This window comes from Fictibacillus terranigra, assembly GCF_030412265.1.
GTDB classification, from domain to species: Bacteria; Bacillota; Bacilli; order Bacillales; family Fictibacillaceae; genus Fictibacillus_C; species Fictibacillus_C terrinigri.
In genome coordinates, this window is sequence record NZ_JAUHLN010000002.1 from 1,039,040 (window position 1) to 1,062,634 (window position 23,595).

Annotated in this window: 20 protein-coding genes and 1 other annotated feature; of the genes, 4 read left to right on the top strand and 16 right to left on the bottom strand. The window is 45.6% G+C overall.

Annotated features, from left to right (window positions below; genetic code table 11):
• The first annotated feature begins 114 nt into the window (after nt 1-114).
• The 3 genes from QYF49_RS13235 to QYF49_RS13245 all read left to right on the top strand — a co-directional run bounded on the left by QYF49_RS13235 (nt 115) and on the right by QYF49_RS13245 (nt 1,662).
• On the top strand, nt 115-378 hold the full coding sequence (locus QYF49_RS13235; RefSeq protein ID WP_290400048.1) for a hypothetical protein: 264 nt from the start codon (nt 115-117) through the stop codon (nt 376-378).
• 38 nt (nt 379-416) lie between these two features.
• Nucleotides 417-1,448, top strand: a complete 1,032-nt coding sequence (locus QYF49_RS13240) for a glycosyltransferase family 2 protein (protein WP_290400049.1) — start codon at nt 417-419, stop codon at nt 1,446-1,448.
• Between the two features lie 61 nt (nt 1,449-1,509).
• Nucleotides 1,510-1,662 carry a hypothetical protein gene (locus QYF49_RS13245; RefSeq protein ID WP_290400050.1) on the top strand — a complete coding sequence of 51 codons (153 nt, stop codon included), beginning with the start codon at nt 1,510-1,512 and terminating at the stop codon, nt 1,660-1,662.
• A gap of 40 nt (nt 1,663-1,702) precedes the next feature.
• On the opposite strand, the gene QYF49_RS13250 is transcribed toward QYF49_RS13245, so the two are convergent.
• From QYF49_RS13250 to rpiA, 14 genes are all read right to left on the bottom strand, one after another.
• Entirely contained in the window at nt 1,703-2,644 is a 942-nt protein-coding gene (locus tag QYF49_RS13250; protein ID WP_290400051.1) for an ABC transporter permease, read from the bottom strand.
• Nucleotides 2,637-3,563, bottom strand: a complete 927-nt coding sequence (locus tag QYF49_RS13255) for an ABC transporter ATP-binding protein (RefSeq protein ID WP_425589572.1) — start codon at nt 3,561-3,563, stop codon at nt 2,637-2,639. Before QYF49_RS13255 ends, QYF49_RS13250 begins: the two co-directional genes overlap by 8 nt.
• Nucleotides 3,564-3,577: 14 nt before the next feature.
• On the bottom strand, nt 3,578-4,270 hold the full coding sequence (locus tag QYF49_RS13260) for an ABC transporter ATP-binding protein (RefSeq protein WP_290400053.1): 693 nt from the start codon (nt 4,268-4,270) through the stop codon (nt 3,578-3,580).
• Nucleotides 4,263-4,649: a GntR family transcriptional regulator gene (locus tag QYF49_RS13265; protein WP_290400054.1), complete on the bottom strand. Its 387-nt coding sequence runs from the start codon at nt 4,647-4,649 to the stop codon at nt 4,263-4,265. Before QYF49_RS13265 ends, QYF49_RS13260 begins: the two co-directional genes overlap by 8 nt.
• A gap of 3 nt (nt 4,650-4,652) precedes the next feature.
• The gene (locus QYF49_RS13270) at nt 4,653-5,411 is read right to left on the bottom strand and encodes a hypothetical protein (protein ID WP_290400055.1); all 759 of its coding nucleotides are present in this window, start codon (nt 5,409-5,411) and stop codon (nt 4,653-4,655) included.
• A 172-nt stretch (nt 5,412-5,583) separates the two neighbouring features.
• The gene (locus QYF49_RS13275; protein ID WP_290400056.1) at nt 5,584-7,383 is read right to left on the bottom strand and encodes an IucA/IucC family protein; all 1,800 of its coding nucleotides are present in this window, start codon (nt 7,381-7,383) and stop codon (nt 5,584-5,586) included.
• A gap of 25 nt (nt 7,384-7,408) precedes the next feature.
• Nucleotides 7,409-8,593 carry an MFS transporter gene (locus QYF49_RS13280; RefSeq protein WP_290400057.1) on the bottom strand — a complete coding sequence of 395 codons (1,185 nt, stop codon included), beginning with the start codon at nt 8,591-8,593 and terminating at the stop codon, nt 7,409-7,411.
• On the bottom strand, nt 8,572-9,912 hold the full coding sequence (locus QYF49_RS13285) for a lysine N(6)-hydroxylase/L-ornithine N(5)-oxygenase family protein (RefSeq protein WP_290400058.1): 1,341 nt from the start codon (nt 9,910-9,912) through the stop codon (nt 8,572-8,574). The genes QYF49_RS13280 and QYF49_RS13285 overlap by 22 nt, the downstream gene beginning before the upstream one ends.
• Nucleotides 9,878-10,471 carry a GNAT family N-acetyltransferase gene (locus QYF49_RS13290; RefSeq protein WP_290400059.1) on the bottom strand — a complete coding sequence of 198 codons (594 nt, stop codon included), beginning with the start codon at nt 10,469-10,471 and terminating at the stop codon, nt 9,878-9,880. Before QYF49_RS13290 ends, QYF49_RS13285 begins: the two co-directional genes overlap by 35 nt.
• Nucleotides 10,461-12,224 (bottom strand): IucA/IucC family protein, encoded by a 1,764-nt coding sequence (locus tag QYF49_RS13295; protein WP_290400060.1) that lies wholly within the window; start codon nt 12,222-12,224, stop codon nt 10,461-10,463. The genes QYF49_RS13290 and QYF49_RS13295 overlap by 11 nt, the downstream gene beginning before the upstream one ends.
• Nucleotides 12,187-13,719, bottom strand: coding sequence for a pyridoxal phosphate-dependent decarboxylase family protein (locus QYF49_RS13300; protein WP_290400061.1), 1,533 nt, complete (start codon nt 13,717-13,719; stop codon nt 12,187-12,189). Before QYF49_RS13300 ends, QYF49_RS13295 begins: the two co-directional genes overlap by 38 nt.
• Nucleotides 13,720-13,724: 5 nt before the next feature.
• The gene (locus tag QYF49_RS13305) at nt 13,725-15,077 is read right to left on the bottom strand and encodes an aspartate aminotransferase family protein (protein WP_290400062.1); all 1,353 of its coding nucleotides are present in this window, start codon (nt 15,075-15,077) and stop codon (nt 13,725-13,727) included.
• A gap of 477 nt (nt 15,078-15,554) precedes the next feature.
• Nucleotides 15,555-17,474, bottom strand: a complete 1,920-nt coding sequence (gene thrS, locus QYF49_RS13310; RefSeq protein ID WP_290400063.1) for a threonine--tRNA ligase — start codon at nt 17,472-17,474, stop codon at nt 15,555-15,557.
• Nucleotides 17,475-17,519: 45 nt separating this feature from the next.
• Nucleotides 17,520-17,753, bottom strand: a binding site (T-box leader).
• Between the two features lie 342 nt (nt 17,754-18,095).
• Nucleotides 18,096-18,764 (bottom strand): ribose-5-phosphate isomerase RpiA, encoded by a 669-nt coding sequence (rpiA, locus tag QYF49_RS13315; RefSeq protein WP_290400064.1) that lies wholly within the window; start codon nt 18,762-18,764, stop codon nt 18,096-18,098.
• Between the two features lie 133 nt (nt 18,765-18,897).
• Here rpiA and QYF49_RS13320 point away from each other — a divergent pair, with 133 nt between their 5' ends.
• Nucleotides 18,898-20,721, top strand: a complete 1,824-nt coding sequence (locus QYF49_RS13320) for an APC family permease (RefSeq protein ID WP_290400065.1) — start codon at nt 18,898-18,900, stop codon at nt 20,719-20,721.
• A gap of 44 nt (nt 20,722-20,765) precedes the next feature.
• Here QYF49_RS13320 and QYF49_RS13325 read toward each other — a convergent pair whose 3' ends face one another.
• Together QYF49_RS13325 and QYF49_RS13330 are read right to left on the bottom strand one after the other, a co-directional pair.
• Entirely contained in the window at nt 20,766-22,919 is a 2,154-nt protein-coding gene (locus QYF49_RS13325) for a type IA DNA topoisomerase (protein ID WP_290400066.1), read from the bottom strand.
• Nucleotides 22,920-22,998: 79 nt separating this feature from the next.
• Entirely contained in the window at nt 22,999-23,538 is a 540-nt protein-coding gene (locus QYF49_RS13330) for a DinB family protein (protein ID WP_290400067.1), read from the bottom strand.
• Nucleotides 23,539-23,595 lie beyond the last annotated feature (57 nt).

Below are 23,595 nucleotides of genomic sequence, written 5' to 3' on the forward strand. Positions count from 1 at the left end.
CCGCTCTCCGTACCTGTACCACTTTTTTTGTGATGGGATTTAAGCCTTAAGTGTATAACAAAATTCTCCAAAACACATGTTAAGGATAAGAAAAACAACAGGAGGAGTCGGCATATGGATCACCAGAACCAATACACCCACGCCTTGGAAAGCGTAGAAAACGCAAGAAAAGCGATTGAAGAATCACAAGGAAACAACAACCCCGAAGAATTTCAGCAGGCAAAGCAGCTGCTTGAATATGCCCATGAAGTGGTCCATCAATCGAGGCACACTGAGGGGCTGTCAGAAGAGCAATCAAAAAATCTTTTTCATGCACATGAACACCTCCGCCATCTGCAAGAAACAACGAACGCAATTGAAAGCACCCAATACGAGTAATATCGGGAGAAAAGGAATAAGGAGGTCTTGCACTTTAAATGAACAATAATCGATTGCCCGTCTTGACGATCGTAGTCCCTTGCTACAACGAAGAAGAAGTATTAATGATTACTGCACGGGAACTCACATCCATCCTAAAAGAACTCATTTCGGAAACCCTGATCTCTCCTGAAAGCAGCATGCTCTTTGTTGATGACGGAAGCAAGGACAGAACATGGGAGCTTATTACTGCTTTACATAAAACAAACCGGCATGCCAACGGGATCAAGCTGTCAAAGAACGCCGGACATCAGAACGCCCTCCTCGCCGGAATGGATACGGCAAAATCCTACTCTGACTGCATTATCACCATTGATGCTGATCTTCAGGACGACGTACAGGCGATCCGGCAATTCATCTTCAAATATCGTGAAGGCCACGATGTGGTTTATGGCATAAGGAGTGAAAGGAAAAGTGATACCGCCTTCAAACGGCATACTGCCCAATGGTTTTACAAAGGGATGGAAAAGATGGGTGTTGACCTTGTGTATAACCACGCTGACTACAGGCTTCTGAGCAAAAGGGCTTTGGAAGAACTCAGCCGATATCGGGAACGAAATTTCTTTATAAGAGGAGTCATCCCCCTCCTGGGTTTCCGCTCTGCAGAAGTTTATTATGACCGTAAAGAAAGAGCAGCCGGAGAATCCAAATATCCGCTGCGCAAAATGCTCGCCTTTGCGTTTGACGGCATCACATCATTCAGCATTAAACCAATCCGTTTACTGACTGTTTCAGGCTTTTTCTTCTTAGTGTTCAGTGCACTCGCTGGAATTTTTGCTGTAATTCAGAAGTTTAACGGATACACTGTCCCTGGCTGGACGTCCATCATGCTTTCCATCTGGTTCATCGGAGGCCTTCAGCTGATGGGAATTGGACTCGTCGGCGAGTACGTCGGGAAAGTATTTAAAGAGGTCAAGCAGCGCCCTCGATATGGAATTGACAGCGGCCTTATCAGAAATTCCTCACAGCCGAAAAAAACTTCCGCAGCACCGCTTCGAACCCGTCTGCGGTCGAGCCGAAAGCTTTCCTAGACTTGCTCACTACGTGTACGGTCCGCAACTCACGGGAATAGATAAAGAGGGAGGTTGATCAATGATGGACGAAAAGAATAAAGCAGAGAAGAAGGGGCTCGAAGGTCATCAGAATACCGCTGAAGCTACTGATGGATTAAATCAAGTTCTTGAATTAATAAATGCCAAAGGAAACACAAGAAGATTAAATGACGCGGTAAAAGATAAACGATAAATAAAGCTGGCGCCCAAGTCGGGCGCCAGCTTTTAGCCGATTAAGCAGCTACATCGCGTTTCTTGAATACAATCCAGGTAAGCGCAATAAACACTAAAAAGTATACGGCTAGTACAGTCAAAGAAAAATTTAAAGTCATCCCTTTAATGAAAGGCGTTCCATCAAAATATTGCTTTAAATTGACATTAGCAAACAGTATATACTTCACCCAATCATACGATGAAAAGAACTGGACGATGAGTGTGCCTGAAAGCGATAAGAAGATAGAAAAACCAATGGCGAGCGAACTGTTGCGGAATACGGTGGACATCATGAAGGCAAAGGTAGCCATCATGAGCAGCATGATGCTGGCAAACCCATATTCCTTCCACATATGCCAGATCAGGTTCTCCTCTACGACCTTTCCGTCCGTGTAACTAAGAAAGGAACGAGGGCTTCCTTCGAACCCGAAAAGCACTCCGCCAAGAAGCCACGAGATAACAAAAGTGATGACGATCATCAACAGAGCATAAAGCAGCGTTGAGATGTACTTGGAAGCGAGGATGGTCGTTCGGCTGACCGGCCGAATCAGAAGAAGTTTGATCGTCCCCCATGAAAACTCACTGGCTACCATACCTCCCGCAATAATAATAGTGAAGATTAAAATAAACTGAATGGCATCGGGGCTGTCACTTACAAATTTCCATTGATTTTTATTCTCCTGCGGTTTGATACCTTGAGAAATACGGTACTCATTGATGGCGATCAGCCGTTCATAATGCTCCTTCATCATCGGCTCTTTTTTCATCGTCTTTTCCATTGATGCATTTTCCGCCTTAAGCTCCTGCTTCCAATTGTCTTTTACCGGAGCTGATTTTTCTGTTTTCGTAATAATGCCGTTCAAGCCTATAAATCCGATGAGCAAAGCAAGCATGATCAGGTTAGCGATGCGCCTGTAGATTTTCATATTTTCGTTGCGGATCAATCCTATAAAGTTAGACAACTTCTTTTCCTCCCGTCACTTCTAAAAATTTATCTTCCAGCGTTTTCGTTTCTGATGAAATCCCGTAAACTTTAATTCCTTCAACGACAAGTGTGGCCGTCACCTCTGGAATCAAATCTCTCTCCATCTCTGCTTCGATATAGCCGTTGCCGAGTGTCATGCGTTCATCCTTCACATGATGGCTGACCGCATGACGTGCCGCAGCCACTTCATCCACGAGAAAACGCACTTTTCTTGTGCTGCCGCTTTCGACAAACTCTTTCGTGCTCTGAACGCCGATCAGCTTGCCGTGCTGGATAATAGCGATACGGTCGCACATGATCTCCATCTCGGATAATAGATGGCTTGATACGATAACCGCAATACCTTCTTTTTCTGCAAGCTCACGAAGATAGTGGCGGATTTCCCGAATCCCCGCAGGATCAAGCCCGTTCGTTGGCTCATCGAGGATCAGCACGGACGGTGAATGAAGCAAAGCCTGCGCAAGACCCAGTCTTTGCCGCATTCCGAGCGAATACGTTTTTACCTTTTCATGTATCCGATCGGTTAACCCGACCAGCTCGACCATTTCAGCTATTCGTGACTTGCTCACTCCTTTAACCATTCGGCTGTAATGTATCAGGTTTTGATATCCGGTCAGAAATTTATACATCTCCGGGTTCTCAACAATAGCGCCGACATTGGAAACTGCCTGCTTATATTCCGTTTGTATATTTTTTCCGTTTATTAAAATCTTTCCTCCGCTGAGTTTCATTAATCCAACCATCATCCGGATCGTAGTCGTCTTTCCAGCCCCGTTCGGCCCGAGGAAGCCAAATACTTCCCCTCCGTAAATATTAAAAGATAGTCCGTGAATGATTTCCTTCCTCCCGATCTTCTTCCTCACATCTTGCAGTTCTACCAATGGTTTTCTGCTCACTTTTTTCTCCTCCATTATTCGTATTCTTTCTTCATCCATTCCACGATGGACAAATTCTGATGGATGCGGATTTCCTCTACTTCTTCCATTTGGAGTACTTTTCCATCCTTAATTAAAATGACCAAATCAAGAATAGGTTCAATCTCTTTAATTTCATGTGTTGTAATGATGATCGTTTGTGTTTGAAAGTCTACAAATGACAGCAAGCCTTTCACAATAGAATCCCTTACCATCGGATCCAGTCCGGAGAAGGGTTCATCCATTAAAATGACCGGTACCTCTCTTGACAGGTTTACAGCGATCTTTAACCGCCCTCGGTTACCCTTTGAGAGGTCCTTCACTTTTTTGCTGCGGTCCAGCTTCATGTAATCCAGGATTTCCTCCGCTTTGCTGCGGTTAAAATCCCGGTACAGGGAGGCATAGTAGCCAATCGTTTCTCCTACGGTATAAAAGGAATAATAAACATCAAGTTCAGACAAATAAGAAACTTTAGCGCTGCTGACTTTTCGGGTAATATCCTCGCCTTCAATGGTTACGCTCCCTTTTGAAGGCCGGATCAGACCTGAGATCAGCTTCAGTGTCGTTGATTTACCGCTTCCGTTCTCCCCTACTACTCCAATGATCTTTCCCTTCGGCAATGATAGCGTAAAATCATCCAGCGCCAAATGGTTTCTGTATTTCTTTGTTACATTTTTAAATTCAATCACGCTGTTCACCTCTTTCTTCAGTTGAGATGAACTCTTTTAAGCCGGAAATCATCTCTTCCGCTGAGAATCCCATTTCTTTCATATCAGCAAAGAAGGACGAGATCTGCTCTTTTTTTAAATTTTGGCGAAGCTCGTTTAATACTGACTGATTTTCCGTCACAAACGTTCCTTGACCCCTTTTTGATTCCACACTACCCATCCTTTCTAATTCACTGTAGGTTCTCTGAACCGTATTCGGATTCACTCCCGACTGGATCGCCATCTCCCTGACTGACGGCAGCTTCTGCCCAACTGCCAGCTCTTTGCGTAAAATTTGGCGGTTGATCCGGTCAGCGAGCTGCATGTAAATCGGTTTGGATGCATTAAAATCGTCTGCCATGTACTACACCTCAACTTTTCGTTCAATTAACCAGCTGGCTGCAAGGAATAGGATGAGTGCCAGAAGCAAATGGTAAAAATAATAACCTACATAAACATGCTTAAAGATTCCATATACGAAGTCGTTATATTTAAGGTTGACTTTACCCCAGATGAATAGAGCATCAAATAATTTGGTGTCTTCCCACTTTGCAAGGATCCATGGGCCAAAGAAAAAGACACCCAGCCCGATTACCCATCCGCTTATTTTACCGAGCGTTTTGGTGGTTACGAGATAAATCGCCCACAAAAACGTTATACCTATTCCGATGTAGAAGGAAATAAGCAGGATATGAATAACGAGAAAGGTACCGATGTAAATGACATCCGGCCATGTCATATCCGGATTGAGCTCAAAAACGTCCATGACCATCGTTCCTGCGATAAGTGTAACAACGCTCGTTATGAATAGCGAAAGGGCAAGCGCCGCGAACCCGTTTACCAGCTTTGCCAACAGCAGTTTACTGACGGACAGCGGGGACTGCAGCCATAAATGCATTGTTTTATGTTCGAGAAAATAACTCACACATAGATACCCGGCCATATAGACTACATGGATCATCACCGCAACCGAACAAAAGGCAAAGAACGTTTCAGGTTTTCCCATCCTCCATGCGGTATAGACTCCAAGCCCCAAATATAAGAACAGAGCGATTAAAGCACCTAGCGCTCCGCCTTTTCCGAGCCTGTATTCTTTCTTTAATTGTCCTAACCAAGGATTCATTAAGCAGACCTCCATTTCACATTGTTCCAATGAACTAGTGTACTAGTGATATAATACACTGGTATTCAAGAAAATGTCAAACCCAGTTTTTCGAACCGTCCAATAGGATCCGCCAAACAAAAAAACCGGCTGATCTTCCGTGAAAGATCGCCGGTTCTCACTGTACGCCTATTTATTTCGCTTCCTGCCTTGCAAAAAGGCTTAATGCATTGTTCACCTTGCCGAATTCCGAGGCATGAGGGCGGTCTTCACCATCACCATAACCGTAATCGACCATCCGATTTCGATTAAGACAAAGCTTCGTCATTTGCGGCTTAAAGAAATCAAACCGCTCAAAACGCCCGTTAAGCGCTGGAAACTGATCCTGATAGGCATAGATTTCTTCAGCGAGCAGCTTCCAGAATTCCCGCTCCACCATTAAGTTATTCTTTACAAGCTGTTCGGATAAATACCGCAAGTGGCAAATGAATAGCCCTGTAAAGATAAACTGTGTCAAACCTTCAGGAGGCTCACTTCGCAATACAGCCTTCAGGTCATCTTCAAGCCCTGCAAGCTCTGCAAAAGGCTGGTCACTGATATTGACGTCATCAACAAAATCCTTAATTGCCAGCCGGTGAGGCTGATTATCCTTCAGCACCAGAATCGTGTTCTGGCCGTGCGGTGAAAAGACCGTACCATATTGATAAAGATAATGGAGAAGCGGCGGGAGGATCGTTTGGAACAGCTTTTTGATCCATGTTTCTGATGAAAGGCCGGACTTTTCCATCAAACTCTGGACATATGGTTTTCCCTCCCGATCGCTGTGTGTGAGAGCAGCGAGTGTGATCGCTTTTTCACCTTCCTTCAAATACGTATAGATACTCTCTCTCCAGATGACACCGAGCATTTCCAAATACTGATAAGGTGCCCCTCTCAGCTGCCGGAAGGAAGTCTGGTCCACATTCAAGCTGGCGATCTCCCCCGGAAGGATCACACCACATGTATCTTTTAAGAAAGAATCGTTCTCTGCGATGCCTTTAATGAACTCCGTAATTTTCGGCGCGATCAAGGTTCTTTCTGCTGGCAGACCTCTGTATACGAGTGTGTTCAGGATGCTCATCGGCAGCTTCACATGATGTTTGTGCTTATGTGCCGCATTCACAAACGTCCGAATGGACTGCTGAGGAAGATAGACGTCAGGTCCTTCGCCAAGCGGAATGATACGATCAATGGCAAGATCCTCCGGGAACTGTTGGATGATGATGTTCTTCCATTGCCATTCATGGACGGGCATATAGAAATATTCTTCTTTAGAAACTCCTTTTTCCCGAAGCACATTGTCAAAAACATGGCGTGTATGCTCATCAAGTTCAGATTCAATGAGAGTTTCATAACTCAGCCCATCCACCGACTGAAACGAAGCCCGATGCTTTTTGACAGCCAGCCAGGAGAGTGTGGTGACCTGCTGATTTTCAGGAGCGAACTTCAAGTAATCGTCGTACCCAAAACCGATGCGGCCCTTGTTGTACGTAATCCAGGGATGTCCTGTCATCTCCCCCTCCAACTCCGCATAGTCCATAGCTGCAAGCTCGTCCGATGTCTTTGTTTTCCTGCTGATCAGATTGACATCTGCCAGCAGAGTTGCATTGAGTTCCTTAATCAAATGCCCTGCTGTTTCTGAGGACATTCCAATCAGTTGCTGGATATCGAGAATGAACTGCACCGCACTTTCCGCTGGTTCCCAGCTTCCATCACTGTAGCGTTCAATCGTCGCCTCACGGACCGAGTAGCTGTCAAACAATCTTGCTTCCGCTTCGAACCGGTAGTGCACTTCACCGTTAACCGTTAAAATATAACGAGCGCCCTCCACCATTTGTGGAATGAGCATATCTTCATACATGTATTCCGAGATCATTTTTGCCAACAGTTTTTGATTGGCTTGAAACCAGTTATCTTTATTCAATTGTTTGCCAAGTTCTTCTTTAAATAGCATAAACTCTCCTCCTATATTGAAATCTCTACGCTGCTTTTGCTTTCGTTAAGGACGAATTTCTTCGCAGCGCAACAAAGGCTGCCGGCAAATGAACAGCTAAAACGACTCCCGCCGCCCAAAACGGTACAGATGAAGCTCCATTCTCAGTGAATGCCGGCACACTGACGGGTGCCAGCAGCAAGCCCAGGTTCTGAAAGGAACACATCCATCCATATTGATGTCCTGCCTCTTTCCCTTTCTGAAAGAGGCTCATATCCAGGCTTGCCAGGCAGATCGCCAAGAAAAAGCCAAACAAGCAGCGGCCGGCCGTGAACAGAACGAACGTTGAACTTCCTCCCTGCAGGAGGATTGAGATCAATACCATAGCTCCCGATATCATGTAAACGTTCCGCAAGTTTTCAGATTTCAGCTTTTTCATGACAGGCAGGGCAGCCAAAGTCATAAAGCTGGGCAATAAGAACAAGAACGAGCTCTCCACATAGGAGCTTCCATATTCCGCTTCGGTATAGACGGTAAACAAAGGCCTGATTAAAGTAACCGCAAAATGCAATGTAAAAACCGTTATACCGAGTTTCATCAAGAAATAAAGGTCCCTGCTTTTCCTTGCTGCACTTGCTGAAGCCGGGATAGGAGTCTTATGTATTCTTGATTCTGTTTTCGTCTTGGATAAAACAGCCATGCAAATAAGAGCCTGCAGCAGATCCAGCCCGCCAATCCACCAGAAGACCGAAAGAGGGTCTTTAAGCTGAATCAGCCAGGAGCTGGCCAGAGCAGCACCCGCTGCAGCACATTGTGCAAGAGCGTGGTAATTGGCGGTCACCTTCTTCTGATCCATAGCGGATTCAAGTAAGAGGGGATACAAAAGCAGATAGCTGCTCTTGAAGAGAAGCAAGATTAAAGACCATACCGCAAATTGTGTTTCGGTGACTGCCAAGGCCATCATGCCGCATGACAGGCCTGTACCTGCTTGTCCGATCAGCAGCAATCTTTTTCTGTCCACTTTTTTCGAGAGCCATCCCCATACCGGTGACGCTGCAACCACCGACAGCCGGCATAGGAAAAGATAGTTTCCTGTAAACTGAAGATCTGAAACTCCGAATACTTTTTGAAAAAACTGCGGGTAGAACGGCGAAAACAAAACTTCAGTAAAGACGAAAAGAAACACACAAATATATAGAGCAATCCGAGCTATCGGGTGAGAGGAACCCATCGCTCTTCACCTTGAAAACATTGAAAAACGTTCTTTTTCGATAACGGGTAGAGTGTCTCCCTGGCCATCGTATTCAGGATGACCGCGTTTCGGTGGGCACCCAGACCAAGATCCGGCGCACCGACTCCGTGTGTATGCATCTCACCGTTTTGAACGAATATCTCGTTTGCCGTCATCAGATGTGTTTTTAAACGATAATCCCTCTCGATTTGAAACCGCCCTTGTTCATCCCAGTCGATGTATTCCTCAAGGCTCGCTAAAAAAGACGGGACTGCCGGCTTATAGCCTGTAGCAAAAATTATAACTTCTGATTCCAGCTCGAAGGTTTCTTCTGTCATCCAATGCCGGCAATGCAAAGATGGAGTAGAGCCTGTCTGCTGCAAGCCAGTTACTTCTGTCATGGATTGCAAGAAGAAATCCGGAGTCTTGTTTCCTGCCGATTTTTCATACATCAGATCATAGATGTCCCCTATGGTCTCTGCGCTGATGCCTTTATACAATAGATCCTGCTGAGTCAGCAGCGTGTCCTTTTTCTCCTGAGGCAAGTGATAAAAAAAGTCGATATAATCAGGAGAAAAATATTCGAGGCCAAGCTTCGAATATTCCATAGGAAAGAAGCCTTTGGACCGTGTCAGCCAATTCAGCCGGCAAGTGTTGCTGTCCACTTCCCGGGCAAGATCAAGAAAAATCTCTGCCGCACTTTGTCCGGATCCGATGACCGTCAGAGAACGCGCGTTAAGGCATTCCTCTTTTTTCTTCAAATACTCGGCGGAATGAAAGAGTCTTTTCCCTTCATGCTGTTTCACAAAGGCCGGCAGCTGAGGTTTTGTGCCGATTCCCAGGACCAGATGCCTGGCAAGATACGTCTCCACTTCACCGCTTTTTTCGTTCCGAACGTAAACTTCATAAAGAAAACCTTCTTCAGAGCCAAAGGGAAGCACGTCTTCTACCTTCATGCTGAACTTGCACGACTCCAATTGCTCCGCCGCCCACCGGCAGTAATGGTTGTACTCGTTTCTTGGAATATGGAATTTCTCAAAAAAATAAAAGTGATACAGCCGCTCATGCTGCTGAAGATAGGAAAGAAAGCTGTACTTGTTCTTGGGATTTGCCATAGTAACGAGATCTGCCAGAAAAGGGACCTGCAAGGTCGTCCCTTCAATCAGCATTCCTTCATGCCACTGAAATTCGCTTTTTTGCTCAAAGAATAAGCAATCCAGCCCTGTCCCTTCTGCAAGTGCGGCCATCCCCAGGTTAAAGGGGCCGATGCCGATGCCGACTGCATCATATATGGGTCTGGAGCCGATGTTTGTCTTCATATTTCCACCTCCTATGGAACGCATCCCGGTCACAGAACATTAACAGCCCAGTTTTATCAGGCAGCTTGACCGGTTCAATTGGCACAAACCCGCATTTCTCAAACACGTGTATCATCTTTTTATTGCGGATGTCCGGTTCGGCGATGACTTTTTCAGTAAATGGCTTTTGAAACTGGAAACGTACCATCGCCTTGAGCATCGGCAGTGAATACCCTTTTCCCAAACAGTCTGTTTCACCGATCAAAAGATGCACACCCTGGTCATTCGGTTCCGCTTCATACGCCTCTTCCATCACATCACCCCTGACCCAATAGCTTTCCCAATAGCTTACTGGCCGGCCGTTAACGTAACCGATATACAGCTTTTGATGCTCATCATGAAGAGCTGTCAGGAGATGCTGAAAATAGGTCTCTTTCGGTCCGTTCAGCTTCCAATACGGAATGACATGCTCTTCATTCATCCATCGATAAAGAAGCTCGGCATCTTTGTCGAAATCAACCTGACGGAAGGAAATCTTGTTCTTTAGCTCATCATCAAAGATCTCAAAACTAAACACCATGAAGCATCCCTTCCTTTTGAAAAATAGGATTCGGCACGTTTACATAAACCGATTGATCCTCAAGCGATCCGATCAGCTCATCTTTGTCGTATAGCCTCGTCAAAAGGTTGGCCTTGCACGGGAGCTCTTGTTCATGGAGCAGACTTTTGAGCAGTGTGCCTGAGTGTTCTGCTGATTCTGCATGCGTTTTGAGGGAGATCCTCAACTGTTCCAAAAGCTTTTCTTCATCTGCCAAGCCGGCCGTACCAAATCCGTTGATCAATCCAAACAGATGATTAAAGAAGAGATAATACCTGAGCCGTTCATCCGCTACCGCATCCGAACATACGGTCTCGCTTTTTTCACTAAGATCCGGAAGAAGTTCCCTAAGCATATGGGCCTTCGATTCAGCATAGTAGTACCCTTGGTTATCCCTATAGTAGAATTTTGCAGGAAATCCATTCTCAAGCTGGATGATGGAGTTCTGCTGATGCGCCTCCAAAGCCAGTCCATAATGTTCATAAAGCCAGAGCATGGGCTCTAGAGCAAGTGACAAATAGCGCTGGAACCATTCCTCGCTGACCTCTTCCATGCTTCGGTTTTCTTTTTCCGATATCGCTTTAATAATTGTATAGAGTCTGCTTTCTCCACCGTAGGGATGGTCCTGGCAGAGCCCTGCGATCAGGCTGGCATCCTTCTCATTATCGCAGAACGGATTCTCGCGGATGACTACTTCAAATCCGGTTTCTTCTTCTCCCGTGTTGACGTTGAGGTAGGCAGGATCTTTAATGATTTGAAACGCCGGAAACCTTTTATTCAGTTCTTCTCCGAGCCCTGTTTTCAAGAGACGTGAGATCTCTACCCCTCTCTCAAGCTCTTTTGGCTTATTTGCTCTCAAGGAATTCGTAATTTTTACAGGTACGGAGAACTTGAACATATATCGAGATACTTTGTTGTACACCGTCCGTAAAGATGAAGTAGGTGAATATGAGCTGCCTGCTGCACCGATATCTAGGATATCCCCTCGCTTCATAAACTGCTGGACAGCGGGCTGTTTCACAAGTTCTCTTGCCTGCAGCGGATGGGCAGGTATAAGGCAGAAAGCTTCATCCATGCAATGCTCCATCACAAATTCATGAGGAACGGAAGGGTCATCCAGTACCATCGTTCTAACAATCTCTTCAGCTGATTGGCCTGCTGAAGAATCTTGAAGAACAAGGGAACGATGAACTTTAAAAAAGTGAAGCGGGAACTCCCCTTTTAATTCAGGGGTGTAAATGCGCTCTTCCAAGGATGACATTCCTTGTTTGCTTTTGGGCGTTGGGTGCATAAGATGGCCGAGAAGAAGAGATTGTTCTGCCTCAATAAACGTAAAATCCTTCTCTGTCAGTTTTCCTGCATCTTTTATCCGTTTTTCAATATAATCCTTCATGCTTCGGCAGCTCATGATGACCCGAAGGACGAGCTCATCTTCTGCATCATCTCTTCCTTGCTGAAGAAGCAGTTCTTTTGAAATCAGAGTGGCCAGGCTTAAATAATCTGCGGTAATGGGCTTGCCTCCGCCCTTCGTCCGAAACATGATCGGAAAAGTAAACAAATGTCTGCCCGTTGGAGACCAATACTTGACCGGAATGATGAGCTCTATATTTTGATGATGCAATGTAAGGATTAATTGCCCATTAGCCGGTTTCCCTTCCGCATTTCTTGTCTCCCGTAAAAAACAGTTAAGAAAGCTTTTAATAGTAGCTTGCTCTGCTTGTATCTTGCTGTTCATTCAGTTGCCCTCCGTTTCTAAGTATCCAATTTCCCAACTCTGAAATCTTTAGAAGCATTGCGTTAATATCTGCGATCGTTGTTCTTGGATTGAGCAGGGTAAACTTCAGATAAGTGTGCCCGCGATGATTCGTTTTGGCGAGCACAGCCTGTCCGCTATACAGCATCGCTCTATGAATCTCTCGATTAAGTTTGCAGTGGTCCATTGCTTCAGGGGGCTCATAACGAAAAACGATCGCATTCATTTCCGGATTCGGATTGATTACATTAAAACCGCCCAACTGCTGCATTTGCTTGGATGTCTGAGCTGCCAGCTCAATGGTATGGTCGATCATTCGCCCAAAAGGCTCTAAACCAACCGACCGCAATGACATAAACAGCTTCAATGCGTCAAATCGTCTGGTCGTTTGAACAGATTTATTTACCAGATGCAGCAAGCCTTCCTGTTCGTCCTCTTCAGGATTCAAATAATCTGCATGGTAGTTTAAGTATTTGAAGTTTCTCTTTTCTTTCAGGAAAAACGCTCCGCAGCTGATCGGCTGATAGAATAGCTTATGGAAATCCACTGTAATAGAATCGGCCTTCTCGATTCCCTGCAGTTTATGAAACTCATTCCTGCTCAGGATCAGTGCTCCTCCATAAGCCGCATCAACGTGGAACCAAAGGCCATTTTCCTGTGCAGATTCAGCCATTTTACCGAGAGGATCGATGCTTCCAAAATCTGTTGTCCCGCATGTTCCAACAAGAGCAAACGGAAGCAGATTCTCAGATTTCAAGGTTCTTAGTTTTTTTCTGAAGTCTGGAAGAGACAACCGGTGAAAGCTGTCCGTCTCTACTTGAATGACCGCATCCTCTCCCAGCCCGAGCTGTGAAGCCGATTTTTTCACCGTGAAATGGGCCGCTTTTGAGCAAAGGATCCTCAGTCGGCTGGCGTCCGGCGGAAGTCCCTTTTTCTGAACGTTCCAATTCCATTGTTTGTCGCAAAATTCGTCTCTTGCCAAAAGCAGACCCATATAGTTGGACTGTGTCCCTCCGCTTGTAAACGTGCCATCCGAACGATTTTCCAGCCCAAGTCTGCGGCAAAGCCATTGAATCATCTCTTCCTCTAAATAGGTCGCTGCAGAGCTCTGATCCCATGAGTCCATCGATTGATTGGAAGCACTGATGACCATTTCTGCTGCGAGTGCAGGTAGGAGCGGCGGACAGTGGAGATGAGCAATGCATGTTTTGTGATTGACATGAATGCTGTGTAAAAGCAGCTTTTCCACATCTTTCAATACGTATTGCAGGTCCTCTCCTTCCAATGAGGCCAGCTTCATCCCCCGGATCATCGCTTCAATGGAAGCCGGACTTTCTCCGCAATAGGGCTCCTTCATCTCGCGCATCGTGTCAGCTATCATTTTTTTTGCAGCATCCACCGTCTGGATATACGCTTGCCGGCCACTGATTCCTTCGTGCAGAAATAGATGGTCAAATGTGTTGATCACCGTTGCCATGCTGCCTACTTCCTTCCTGCAGCAGCTTCGATCGCCTGACTGAAGATTTCCGCTACTTCCAGCACTTGCTCATATGTAATGATCAACGGAGGCAAGAATCGAACTACACTGCCATGGCGCCCGCCGACCTCAAGGATCAATCCACGGTTAAAGCATTCCCTTTGAATGGCACTGGCCAATGATGGATGAGCGGGATAGCTGCCGCTGTTTGCTTTCTTTCCTTCTGGATCGACAATTTCAGCTCCAATCATGAGACCTCTGCCTCTGATTTCCCCGATTTCAGGAAACTTCTGTTGAATATCGGCAAGCTTTGAAACGAGCAGAGCGCCCATTTTTTCAGCATGTTCCGAGAGGTTATTCTCCTTGATGTACCGTAAAGAAGCCATTCCTGCTGCCATTGCCATCTGATTGCCCCTGAATGTTCCGATATGTGCACCAGGAGACCACTGATCAAGTTCTTTGTCATACACCACCACTGAAAGGGGAAGGCTTCCTCCAATGGCTTTGGAGAGAACCAATACATCTGGAGTAATGCCTGCGTGTTCAAAGGCAAATAGTTTCCCTGTTCTTCCGATTCCAGTCTGGACCTCATCAATGATCAGAGGAATGCCTCTTTCTTCGGTAATTCTTCTCATTTCCTTTAGCCACTCGATCGGTGCTGGAATGCTTCCTCCTTCACCTTGAACGACCTCGAGGATCATCGCTGCAGGCGGAAGAACACCGCTTTCCGGATCATCCAGCAGGTTTTCGATGTACTGGGAACTGATGCGCTGACTTTCCTCTCCCCCTACACCAAATGGGCATCGATAGGTGTACGGATATGGCATAAAGTGAACATCCGGCATTAACCCGTTCACCCTCTCCTTTGGCCCAAGATTTCCGCTCAATGCCATCGTGCCGTGCGTGGATCCATGGTATCCTCCCTGGAAAGAAAGGATGCTCTGTCTGCCCGTTGCTGTTTTGCATAATTTGATTGCTGCTTCAATCGCATCACCACCCGTAGGTCCGCAAAACTGGATTTTCGCTCTCTTCGCAAAATGAGCTGGCAAACTATCAAACAGTTCCGTTACGAAATCTTCTTTTATCGGCGTGGTCAGGTCAAGGGTGTGCAATGGCCGCCTATCCCGGATGACCTGTTCAATCGCCTCGATCACGGCCGGGTGATTATGTCCGAGTGCTAATGTACCTGCTCCGGCAAGACAGTCATAATAGGTTTTGCCATTCACGTCTTTTACAAAAATGCCTTCCGCTTCCTCAATGGCGATCGGAATTCTGCGGGGATACGACCTGGCATTCGACTCCCGATGTTCCTGTTGTTTAAGAAAAATATCATTTTTGGACAGTTGCTTCGTTGCCATCTATAAAAACTCCCTTTCCTAATTGATAATGATTTTCATTATTGTTTACAGGTCTAACTCTAAATGAAAACTGTTCTCATCGTCAATCATACTTGAGAACCATTCTCAGTTGGTTCTCAAGTACAGCTGTCCATAGAAAATCTATGCTTTAAAGACTAGTAAACGCTGGCATGCCAGTATTTTTATAGTGAATATCTCTTTTTATATAGGACGTCTATGAAAATTAATCGCCTGGACTTAAGTGATTCTTTTGGCCTATTTCAAATGATTATGTCGAATCTTGTTGTATGATGTCGTGCATCAATGTTTTGTACATAAATCAGTAGTTTTTGAACATAAATCCGTTTTTTTGAACCTACATCCGAAGTTTTGAACAATAAGACTGTAAATTTGAACATAAAGATTTCGGTGAATGTTCTCAAATAAAAAAGAGGGCCTTTCTCATCGAATACGATAAGGATTCCCTCTCTAACTTTGTTATTTTCTGTTTTCAATTTCGTCATGCAGCTGATCGATCAGCTCTTCTAATGCCATTAAACCGGAAGATTCCATACCAAATTTCCTTACATTGACTCCCTGCTGTTTTACTTCTTCATCTCCTACCACGAAGATGTAGGGAGATTTCTGCATCTGCGCTTCTCTGATTTTATAGCCCAGCTTTTCTTCCCTCAGATCCGCTTCCACTCTTATTCCCCCAGACTTCAGTCTCTGTACCACTTCTTCTGCATAGGATTGGTGATGGATTAATGACACAGGGATTACTTTCACCTGAACGGGTGACAGCCATAATGGAAAGGCCCCGGCATAATGCTCAATCAGAATTCCTAAAAAACGGTCAATCGAACCAAGAACTGCCCGGTGGATAACGACTGGACGCTGTTTTTCATTCTTTTCATCCACATAGTGCAGATCAAACTTTTCAGGCATCTGAAAATCAAGCTGTACTGTCGCACACTGATGGCTTCGGTTAATGGCATCCCTGATATGGAAATCGATTTTTGGGCCGTAGAATGCACCGTCACCCTCATTAATTCGATAATTTAGCCCGGCTTTCTTCAGCACATTTTCAAGGGCATTCTCTGCCTTTACCCATAGGTGCTCCTCTCCCATCGAATCTTCCGGACGAGTGGATAGCTCTACCTCGAATTGAAACCCGAATGTGCGGTACACTGCACCGATAACTTCAAGTACAGCCTCTAATTCACTTTCAATCTGATCTGGGGCTGCAAAGATATGGGCGTCGTCCTGGCAGAATGTTCTTACACGCAGCAGCCCGTTCAGCGCTCCGCTGTATTCATGCCGGTGTACCTGGCCGAACTCGGCCAGCCTTAAAGGAAGGTCACGATACGATCGGCGTTTGTTTTTATAGATGAGCATGTGCCCCGGACAGTTCATCGGCTTTAGAGCAAAACCAGCCTGGTCCACCTGTGAGAAATACATATTTTCCTTGTAATGATCCCAATGTCCAGACTGCTCCCACAGCCTCTGGTTCATCATAAGTGGTGTTCTTACTTCTTCGAACGAATGGCTCAGCTGAAACTCTCTTAAAAATCGTTCCAGTTCATTTCTCATCACCTGGCCTTTTGGAAGAAAGAACGGCATTCCTGGAGCCTCTTCAGAAAACATAAACAGCTCAAGCTCTTTTCCTAGCTTGCGATGGTTCCGCTTTGCTGCTTCTTCCAAAAAGTGAAGATGTTCTTCAAGTTCTTTCTGTGAGGAAAAAGCTACACCATAGATTCGCTGCAGCATTTGGTTCTCTGAATCACCCCGCCAATAGGCTCCTGAAACAGACGTTAATTTAAATGCTCGGACCAAGCCTGTTGATGGCAGATGCGGCCCTCTGCACAGGTCCATAAACTCCCCCTGTCTATAAAATGAAACCTCTTCCTCCTTTGGAATATCATTAAGCAATTCCAGCTTTAGATGGTCTCCTCTTTCGCGCCAATATCGCTCTGCCTCCTTCCTTGAAACCTCAAGCCGCTCAATCTTATGATTTTCCTGAACAATTTTATTCATTTCCGCTTCAATGGATGGCAGATCTTCCAGTGTGATCGAAACCGGCACATCCATGTCATAATAAAAGCCATTTTCGATCACAGGGCCCATGCCCGATTTTACATTTTCGTACAGACGATGAACCGCCTGCGCCAGGACGTGAGCTGCGCTATGTCTCATGATACGGATTCCCTCATCGGAATCAAGAGTAATAATTTCAACCTCTGCATCCTTTTGTATAGAAAAACTAAGGTCGTAAAGTCCGCCATCCATTCTTCCGGCTGCTGCTTTCCTTTTTAGACCCGGGCTGATGGAAGCTGCAATTTCTCCCATTGTTACTGCGTGTGGAAATTCCTTTAGGGAGCCATCTGGGAATTGAATGTTGATTTGATGTTCTTTCATTTTAAATCCTCCTTTTTGGATAACAAAAAGCACACCCATCCCTGATCAAGGGACGAGTGTGCTTTTACCCGTGGTTCCACCCTGGTTCCCGCCACAATTTTCAGTGGACGGCTCCATTTCGCTGTAACGCAGCGCATGCGGAATAGACTACTAAAGATGCGCTTCATCCATTCAGCTCCCAGGCGGTAAATCACTCTCCTGCGTCAGGAAGTTCTCAGCATTCCTTCCCTCTCTGTAAGACCGGTCCCGAGTCATTCATGTCCTGTTCACAGCTTTTATCTTTAGAGGGAAAGGAAAAGAAAAAACGCACCCATCCCCGGCAATAGGGACGAGTGCGTTTTACCCGTGGTTCCACCCAGATTCCCATCAAAAGGTTTCTGCAACGAATTGATGGCTCCAGCGCTTTAACGCAGCGGCTGCGGTATTGGCTACTCTGGTTCACCAATACAGCTCATGGATGGTAAGTGAATCTCCTGCGTTGGGAAGTTCTCAGCACCCTTCCTCTCTGTGCAACCGGCCAGACCACTCATGTTCCTTTCAAAGCTTTTGATCACATTCAGTTTTATTAAAATAGAATATACAGGATTATCCACTCTGATGCAACGGTTTTTCAAAATTTTTTTATTTTCGGTGCACAACTGTCGGACCTTCCGGCTCTCCCACAATCAGCAGGTCGGCCATATTCAAAAACAATCCGTGTTCAATGACACCTGTCAGCCCATCAAGCCATGAGGCTGTTTTTTGGGGATCTTCCATGCGTGGCACTTTCAGATCAATGATAGTATGGCCGCTGTCTGTTATAAAAAGTGCCTCACCTTTTTTACGGAAGGCAGGTTGAAGGCCTTCCTTTTCGAAGATACGAAAAAGATATCGAGACCCGAACGGCAGGACTTCAACCGGCAGAGGAAATCTGCCGAGTGAATCGACCCGTTTAGCCGAATCAACGATCCATATGACCTTGGAAGACATGCTTGCTACTACCTTCTCATAAAGAAGGGCTCCGCCTCCCCCCTTTATTCCGTTCAACTCACCATCTACTTCATCCGCTCCATCGATGGTCAGGTCGATTCCGTCGATATCGTTGATTGAACATAGGGGAATATTGAGCGACTTTGCCAGATTTGTTGTCGCTTTCGAAGTGGAAACCCCATGAATATTCAGTCCTCCTTGTACCCTTTTCCCCAGCTCTTGAAGCATATAATAGACTGTGGACCCTGTTCCCAGGCCGAGTATCATACCGTCCTCTATAAATTCAGCTGCTTTTTCGCCTGCCATCTGTTTTTCGTTCATTACCGATTTCTCCTTTATTGCGTTGGGTATTTTCTTTCATGCTCCCCTTTTTGTTATCTTCTTACCCTAAATGGGACTAGAAACTGACCAAATTGGGAAATTTAACGATTAATCCTAAATTGGCGGTGAATGTATGTTAACTTCTTTAAAACGATTTCTAATCGGACGCCCTCTAAAATCTGCCGAGGCTGGGGAACACAAATTAAATAAACTGAAAGCGCTCGCTATCCTTTCATCTGATGCACTCTCCTCGGTTGCTTACGGAACCGAGCAAATCCTTCTAGTGCTTGTGACGGTAGGGGCAACAGCTTTCTGGTACTCTCTGCCGATCGCTGTAGGCGTCCTTATTTTATTGCTTGCACTAATATTGTCCTACAGACAGATCATTTTTTCCTATCCGCATGGCGGGGGAGCCTATGTGGTCTCCAAAGAAAACCTGGGTGTCAATTACGGTCTTGTAGCAGGAGGATCTTTGCTCGTCGATTATATTTTAACCGTGGCAGTAAGTATTTCAGCAGGAACAGACGCCATTACTTCCGCTTTTCCTGCCCTTCACACCCATAACGTCAGCATTGCGGTCGTCCTTGTGATCCTGATCACCATTTTAAATTTAAGAGGGCTAACAGAGTCAGCGTCCATTCTTGCTTATCCGGTGTATCTCTTTGTTGTCGCTCTCCTGATCATGATCGGCGTGGGCCTCTACCATATTGCCACCGGTCATGTCCCTGCATCAGCCCACACACCAGTCGGTACTCCTGTTGCTGGGCTGACCCTGTTCCTGCTGCTTAGGGCTTTTGCTTCTGGATGCTCAGCCTTGACAGGGGTTGAAGCGATTTCAAATGCCATACCCAACTTTAAGGAACCCCGCCCGAATAATGCAGCAAAAACCTTGATCATGATGGGTTTACTGCTTGCTGTTTTATTTACCGGGGTGACATTTCTTGCCTACTGGTATGGCATTGCACCAAAAGGGGAGGAAACCGTGGTTTCACAGATTGCTGCTGAAACGTTCGGACGCAATTACATTTATTATTTTATCCAGGGAACAACCGCTTTAATTCTTGTACTTGCAGCGAACACGGGCTATTCTGCGTTCCCTCTGCTCGCTTATAACCTGGCGGCCGATAAATTTATGCCGAGAATGTACACGATGAGAGGTGACCGCCTGGGCTATTCCAATGGCATCATTACACTGGGAATCGGATCCATCATCCTCATCGTAGCGTTCAAAGGGAAGACAGAGAACCTAATACCATTGTATGCCGTTGGGGTATTCATACCTTTCACCCTGTCACAGTCCGGTATGATCTTAAAATGGCTTCGAGAAAAACCAAAAGGCTGGATTTCAAAGCTGACGGCCAATTTAATCGGCGCCCTCATCACCCTGACAGTCCTGATGATCTTTTTTGTAACGAAATTTATTCAAGTCTGGTCCATTTTGATTTTCCTGCCATTGATCATCATAATGTTCCATCGAATCCATCGCCATTACATGGACGTGAGTGACCAGCTTCGTCTGGAGTCAGAACAACGCCCTGTCCCCATCGAAGGCAACGCTATTATCGTTCCGGTTGCCGGGATGACTCGCGTGGTTGAGAACTCACTGAATTACGCCAGAACCCTCTCTGACCAAGTCATTGCCGTCCATGTAGCCTTTGACCGCCGGTCGGAAAAACGTTTTGAAGAAGAATGGGTGAAGTGGCAGCCGGACATCCGTCTGGTCACATTGCACTCACAATACCGAAGCATAGTACAACCGCTCACTAAATTTATAGACACCGCTCAGCACAAAGCTAGAGAATCAAATTACTGGGTCACAGTACTGATTCCGCAATTCATAACCAAAAAAAACTGGCATAACATTCTTCACAACCAGTCAAGCCTGCTCATCAGGGCTTACCTTCTGTATAAAAGAAACGTCGTAGTAACCACCGTTCCCTATCGATTTAAGAAATAACAAAAGGATGATCGGCAGCAAGCCGGTCATCCTTTTTTGGCGAGTTACATCTTGAACTCGATCTTCCCCGTTTCTCTATTAAGGGTAAGAGCAGCGGCAAACGGTTTTCCCTGCTTGCTTTTAAAGCCTTTCAGCTTTGCCGTCTCTCCTTTTTCAAGCAGACGTTTTACCTGTGCTGCAGAGAGCTTTTTCCTGGCAATCTTGCCGGAGATGGAAAACTTGCATCCGTCTTTATAACCGCTGCAGCCATAGAAGTCATTCCTCTTAATATATAGGATCTCTTTCCCGCAGGCCGGGCATTTCCCAAGAGGGTCCGCCGCTGCTTTAGATAATGGAACATTCTCGACCTTCCAGCTTGCTGCCCCTGCAATGGCGTCATTGATCACTTTTTCCGTCATTTTTCGCGTCAGCTCCATAAATTGCTTCGCATCTGCTTTTCCCTTTCCGATCTCACGGAGCCGCTGTTCCCATACCGCCGTTGTTTCCGCGGACGTCAGAATGGATTCATCACCGATTGCTGCAATCAGCGCCTTTGCTTTTTCTGTTGCAAACACCTGGTTTTTCTGTACCTTGATGTAATCGAGTTCCTCAATTTTTTTAATAATGCTGCTCCGCGTAGCCTCCGTCCCCAGACCTTGTACTTGATCGAGCACCTTGCTCAGCTCTTCATCCTCGATCGTTTTTCCGGCTGTTTTCATAAGAGTGACAAGGCTTCCAAGTGTATAGCGTTTAGGCGGCTGTGTTTTTCCTTCACGAACCGTGATGCTCTCAACTCTTCCCTGGTCAGATTCAGCTACATCCGGGAGAAGCGTGTTGTCATCATCCTCTTTTTTATCTTCTTTTTTCTTGTTTTCAAAAAGAACCTTGCGCCATCCTTCTTGTATAACAAGTTTCCCCTTTGACACAAACTCGTCCCGATCATTGACTTGTGTAACGATCGTTGTCGTGTCCATGATCGCCTTGTCATAATGTGCGGCAATTACGCTTCTCACAATCAAATCGTAAATGTTTCGCTCGTCTCTGTTCAGCTTTGCGGGATTCACTACGTTTTCCGTTGGGATGATGGCATAGTGGTCCGATACTTTCGCTGGATTAACAAAGCGTGCATTCCCAATGATGGATCGCTTCGGTGATGGAAGCAGATGTTTATACTCTTCAAGGCCACCCAGCTTGTCCAATATGCCCGGCATCATTTTTGCCTCTTCTTCAGTAATATATGGACTGTCCGACCGTGGGTAGCTGACAATCTTTTTCAGGTAAAGATCACTCGTAATGTTCAGTGTTCTTTCCGGCGAGTATTTGTACACTTGGTTTGCTTTAGCCTGTAGAGCTGAAAGGTTGAACAGCATCGGTGGTTGGTATTCCTTTCTCTCCTTTTTAATAACCGTTACCGTGCAAGACTTGCTTTCTGTCCTCAGCTTTATGGCTTCGGCCTCTTCTCTCGTTTTGAGGCGGCTGCTGTCTTTGTCATGCCATTTGCCGCTATACTTCTTGCCGTTAACATCAAATGAACCGATCACATCAAAAAATGGTTCTGGTTTAAACTTCTCGATCTCATCCTCGCGCTTTACGACCAGCGCTACTGTCGGTGTCATCACTCTTCCCGTTGGAAACGTCTCTCTGATTCCTTTTTTCTGCATCAAGAGCGTGTAAGCCCTTGTGGTGTTCAGACCGACAAGCCAATCCGCACACGCTCTTGAGTATGCTTCAAAAAAGACCGGAAGTGTTTCCTTGCCATCTTTCAGGTTGTTAAATCCATCCTTGACGGCCTTTTTCGTTAACGAGGAAATCCATAATCGTTTGACCGGCTTCCTGCAGTTCATATTGAGGAGGAGCGATTTGTAGATGAGCTCCCCTTCACGCCCCGCATCGGTAGCACCTATGATCTCGGTGACTCCCGGATCAAATGCGAGCTTTTTTATAATTTGAAATTGATCCCATTTTGAGGAAGAGACTTTATATTTGAAACGGTCAGGCATCATCGGGAGAGTTTCAAGTTTCCATTTTTCCCATTTCGGTTTATAGTCCTTTGGCGGCACGAGTTCCAGCAGATGCCCAACACACCACGTTAAATATGCCCCTTTAGGAAAGATTTCCTGAGGCGGAATCTCATAGTAGCCCTTTTGTTTTTTAACCTTAGAAAAAGGCCCTGCAAGTGCTTGGGCCTGGGATGGTTTTTCAGCAATAATAAGTTTCATGGTTCACTCCTTGAAGCAGGGATTCGAACATTTGTACTCCTTTTCATTATACCATTCCCTTCAAGGAATAGATATGGTCTTATACGTTCGTTTCCCCGCTTCGTGCAAAAAGCTTCTGTTCTTCATACAGGTAAAAAATGTAATCGGTAGATGCGCCTGCCTCTCCCATCTGTCTGAGCATCGCCGTCAGGTTCCCTCTATGATAGGTTCCATGGTTAACAACATGCAAAATAAAATCCTGCAGAGGCGCTTTTGCTTCTCCAAATTTCGGATGAGAAATCGTGACCATCTGAAGAGGATCCTCTATCCCGTTTAAATAGCGTTTATAATCACTGGATATTTCCATAAATAACTTTTCAATCTCAATTAACGTTACACCTTCCAGCTTTTCATTCCATTCATTGAGCGAATGAATCGTTTCCTCGTACGTTCGTCCGGTAATTGTCCAAAGCCAGATCAGATCGGTTTTCAGCATATGGACCAATGTATCCATCAAGCTAGGAAATACACTTTTAATTTCTTGCTTTACCTTTTCTTCTGGAAGCATTTTCAAATGCTCAAACCATTTCTTATTCGCCCAGAGATGATAATCCATCCATTTCAATGCTTGATTTTCCATATATCGAGTCTCCTTTTTTTGTTGGTTTATGTTTATAGTAGACCTTCGATAAAGTGC